The sequence below is a fragment of the uncultured Intestinibacter sp. genome, from assembly GCF_902468165.1.
GTDB lineage: Bacteria > Bacillota > Clostridia > Peptostreptococcales > Peptostreptococcaceae > Intestinibacter.
Genome location: NZ_CABQXJ010000125.1, coordinates 1 through 3740 on the forward strand (window position 1 = coordinate 1; position 3740 = coordinate 3740).

The 3740-nt window shown below is 27.9% G+C and carries 3 protein-coding genes; 1 reads left to right on the forward strand and 2 read right to left on the reverse strand.

Annotated features, from left to right (window positions below; translation table 11 throughout):
* Positions 1–327 precede the first annotated feature (327 nt).
* A complete protein-coding gene (locus RDX53_RS13840) occupies positions 328–510 on the reverse strand; it encodes a DUF1858 domain-containing protein (RefSeq protein ID WP_195931704.1) in 183 nt (60 codons plus the stop codon).
* 314 nt (positions 511–824) lie between these two features.
* On the opposite strand from RDX53_RS13840, the gene RDX53_RS13845 reads away from it, so the two are divergent.
* Complete coding sequence (locus RDX53_RS13845) at positions 825–1466, forward strand: Crp/Fnr family transcriptional regulator (RefSeq protein ID WP_207743893.1); 642 nt, start codon at positions 825–827, stop codon at positions 1464–1466.
* Between the two features lie 153 nt (positions 1467–1619).
* On the opposite strand, the gene hcp is transcribed toward RDX53_RS13845, so the two are convergent.
* Positions 1620–3341 (reverse strand): hydroxylamine reductase, encoded by a 1722-nt coding sequence (gene hcp, locus RDX53_RS13850; RefSeq protein ID WP_195931706.1) that lies wholly within the window; start codon positions 3339–3341, stop codon positions 1620–1622.
* Between the last annotated feature and the right edge of the window lie 399 nt (positions 3342–3740).

Genomic DNA, 3740 nt, shown 5'->3' on the forward strand with positions numbered 1-3740 from the left:
CATGGCGCCAACGACTTTGTCCGTTGCTTAAAATTCACTGCGTTCATGGCGCCAACGACTTTGTCCGTTGCTTAAAATTCACTGCGTTCATGGCGCCAACGACTTTGTCCGTTGCTTAAAATTCACTGCGTTCATGGCGCCAATGACTTCGTACGTTGCTTAAAACTCACTTCGTTTATAGTTCCAATGATTTTGTCTTCTCTTTAGATAATAAGTTAGAAATTTAAATTATCCACAAACTAGATAATGTATAATTTCCTTAGAATAAAAAAAAGCCAGTGTCAAATCCACTGGCTTAAATATTACTTATTTAATTGATATCAAATATTATTTATTTAATTTTGCTAATATATCTTCTACTTCTTGTCCGTGTACTTCACAAGCTTGTTCTAAAGTTTCGAATTGTGCAGATGGGCATCCTAAGCATCCCATTCCCATATCCATTAAAACTTGTGCAGCTTCTGGTTTAACTCTTAATATTTCTCCTATTGTCATATCTTTTGTTATCATATATTCTTCCTCCTGTATTTTATACCTATTATTTAATGATATATTGTTATTATGTAAACACTCTGTCCTAATGTTTCAAACATAGTATTTACAATTATAGGGTATTTTATAACAAATATCCATCATTTTTTTATAAATTTAGCAAATACTGAAATTATAATTATCTATTTATTTTTCTTTATAGATTTCTTCAATATTTTATTATCAAAATAAATATCCCCTATTAACTATAAAAAATAATTGATTAACTGTATATTTAAGTGATATGATTGTTTATTATAATTTACAAATAGATATTAAAGGTGGTAATAAACATGTTTTCTAGTATGACTAAAGAAGAAATTTTAAATTTCTTTAAAGATACATATTATCAAGTCAAAAGCTTCTCTTTAAATGATATTATTGCACTTGAAGGAGAAGAATGTGTGGCCATTGGTATTATACTTAGTGGCTCTGTCGACGTTAAACGTATGTTGAGCAATAAAATAATACAGATGACTTCTTTTGGTCCTGGTCATTTATTTGGAGAAGTTATTATATTCTCTGATGTAAATAAATATCCAGCAACTGTAATTTCTTCATCTAAGTCAGAAGTTCTCTTTATATCTAGAGAAAACTTCAAGCAATTTACTTATACACATCCCGATTTTTTAGAGATGTTTTTAAGAGATTTAAGCAATAAAATTTTAACTTTAAATAAATCTATTGAGCGATTATCATACAACAGTATCCGTCAAAAGATCAGCAACTATATATTAGATGAGTATAAAAAACAAAATAGCCATCTTATAAATATAAATATGACTAAACAAAAGCTCGCTGAAACTTTAGGAATACCTAGACCTTCTCTATCTAGAGAACTTATAAATATGAAAGATATCGGTATTATAGATTATTATAAAGATACTATAAAAATCCTAGATTTAGATTCATTATTTAAAATTTTATCTGAATAATATATCTTTATTTTAAGCAAAGCTCCATCTAGATATTTATATCGAAATGGAGCTTTGATAATGTTTATATAATTATATTAATATTCTATTTTATTATAATTATTTATCAATTAATGGGGTGTATTTTGTTTTGTTTTATTTCAGGAAATATTCTTATTCCATGAACATTTTTATATCGTCTTCTACGTTAGTTATTCCACCAATTCCGAAGTTTTCAACTAATACTTTGGCTACGTTTGGTGATAAGAACGCTGGTAGAGTTGGTCCTAGGTGTATGTTTTTAACTCCTAAGTATAATAATGATAATAATACTATTACAGCTTTTTGTTCGTACCAAGCTATATTGAATGCTATTGGTAAATCATTTATATCTTCAAGCTCGAATACTTCTTTTAATTTTAAAGCTATTAATGCTAATGAGTAAGAGTCATTACATTGTCCAGCATCTAAAACTCTTGGTATTCCACCTATATCACCTAAGTTTAATTTATTATATTTGTATTTTGCACATCCTGCAGTAAGTATTACTGTATCTTTTGGTAATGCTTGTGCAAATTCTGTGTAGTAGTTTCTTGATTTAGCTCTACCATCACATCCTGCCATTACGAAGAATTTCTTGATAGCTCCTGATTTAACTGCATCTACTACAGCATCAGCTAATGCGAATACTTGATTGTGAGCAAATCCACCAACTATTTCTCCAGTTTCTATTTCTGTTGGAGGTTGACAAGTTTTTGCTAATTCTATTATTTCTGAGAAATCTTTATCACTTTCACTGTTTCCAGCTATATGTTTACATCCTGCAAATCCAGCAGCTCCAGTTGTGAATAATCTATCTTTGTAGCTAGCTTTTGGTGGTACTATACAGTTTGTAGTCATTAATATTGGACCATTGAATGATTCAAATTCTTCTTTTTGTTTCCACCATGCATTTCCGTAGTTTCCTGCAAAGTGAGAGTATTTTTTGAATGCTGGGTAGTAGTGTGCTGGTAACATTTCTGAATGTGTATAAACATCTACTCCAGTTCCCTCAGTTTGTTTTAATAATAATTCTAAGTCTTTTAAGTCATGTCCTGATATAAGTATACCTGGGTTGTTTCTAACACCTATATTTACTTTTGTTATTTCTGGATGACCATAAGTTCCTGTGTTAGCTGAATCTAATAAAGCCATTGCATCAACACCAACTTTACCTGTTTCTAATGCTAAAGCAACTAAATCATCTGCTGATAAGTTGTCATTCATTAATTTAGTTAAAGTCGATTGCATAAATGCGTCTATTTCTTCATTTTGGTATCCTAAAGCATTAGCATGTTTCATATATGCTGACATACCTTTTATTCCGTAAGTTATTAATTCTCTTAAACTTCTTATATCTTCATCTTTAGTAGCTAGTACACCTACTGATGGAGCTTTTTCATCTAATATTTTATTTATATCTACTGCTTCTTCTTTATTTTTTGAGAATGAATTTTTTATTCTTTCTAAGAATGAAACTTTTTGATCCATTTCTGCTTCAGTTGTAGCATTCCATAATGCTGCTTCTGATAAGTTTTCTTTATTATTTAACTCTGCTAATAAAGTTTCTTTTGTTGCTAAAGTTTCTTTTATTCTTGCATAGAATATTGCATCATCAAAGTTTGCATTAGTTATAGTTGTAAATAAGTTTATAGTTATTAAATGGTTTACTGATGTATCTACAGTTTTACCTTCTTCTCTTAATCTAGTTGTTACTTCTGATAATCCTTTAGTTGTATAAATTAATAAATCTTGTAATCTTGCTAATTCTGGTGATTTACCACAAACCCCAAATTTAGTACATCCTGTACATCCTGCTGTCTCTTGACATTGATAACAAAACATTTTATTTTCCATTTTGTATTCCTCCGGTTTTAATATTTATCTATATATTTTAGTAAGATTTAATTCAGTGTCTCTCATCTCGTATCTTATGCTCTTATTATATATTTAAAATTAAATACAATCGGTAACATATGTTACATATATAAATTTTTTTAGAAATTTAATTATTATTTTAAGTTTTATAAAAGATTATTAAATTTATTTCACACTCTCTTATTTTTTATTTATAAATTTCTATCTATAGTTAAATTTTTTCAATTAGCTATTTAAATTTTATTTTTTAATTTTTTACTAATAATACTTTCTATAGTTAAATCCTTAATCTATAGATTTATTCATTACTCTTTTCGTTGTATCTATAGTTAGTAATAAATATATATTTTTTATTTATAATTCTTTTTTCTTATGAAA

Excerpts from the sequence above, each read along its gene's own strand:
- RDX53_RS13840 (WP_195931704.1), bottom strand. The coding sequence starts at position 510 with ATGATAACAAAAGATATGACAATAGGAGAAATATTAAGAGTTAAACCA.
- RDX53_RS13845 (WP_207743893.1), top strand. The coding sequence starts at position 825 with ATGTTTTCTAGTATGACTAAAGAAGAAATTTTAAATTTCTTTAAAGAT.
- hcp (WP_195931706.1), bottom strand. The coding sequence starts at position 3,341 with ATGGAAAATAAAATGTTTTGTTATCAATGTCAAGAGACAGCAGGATGT.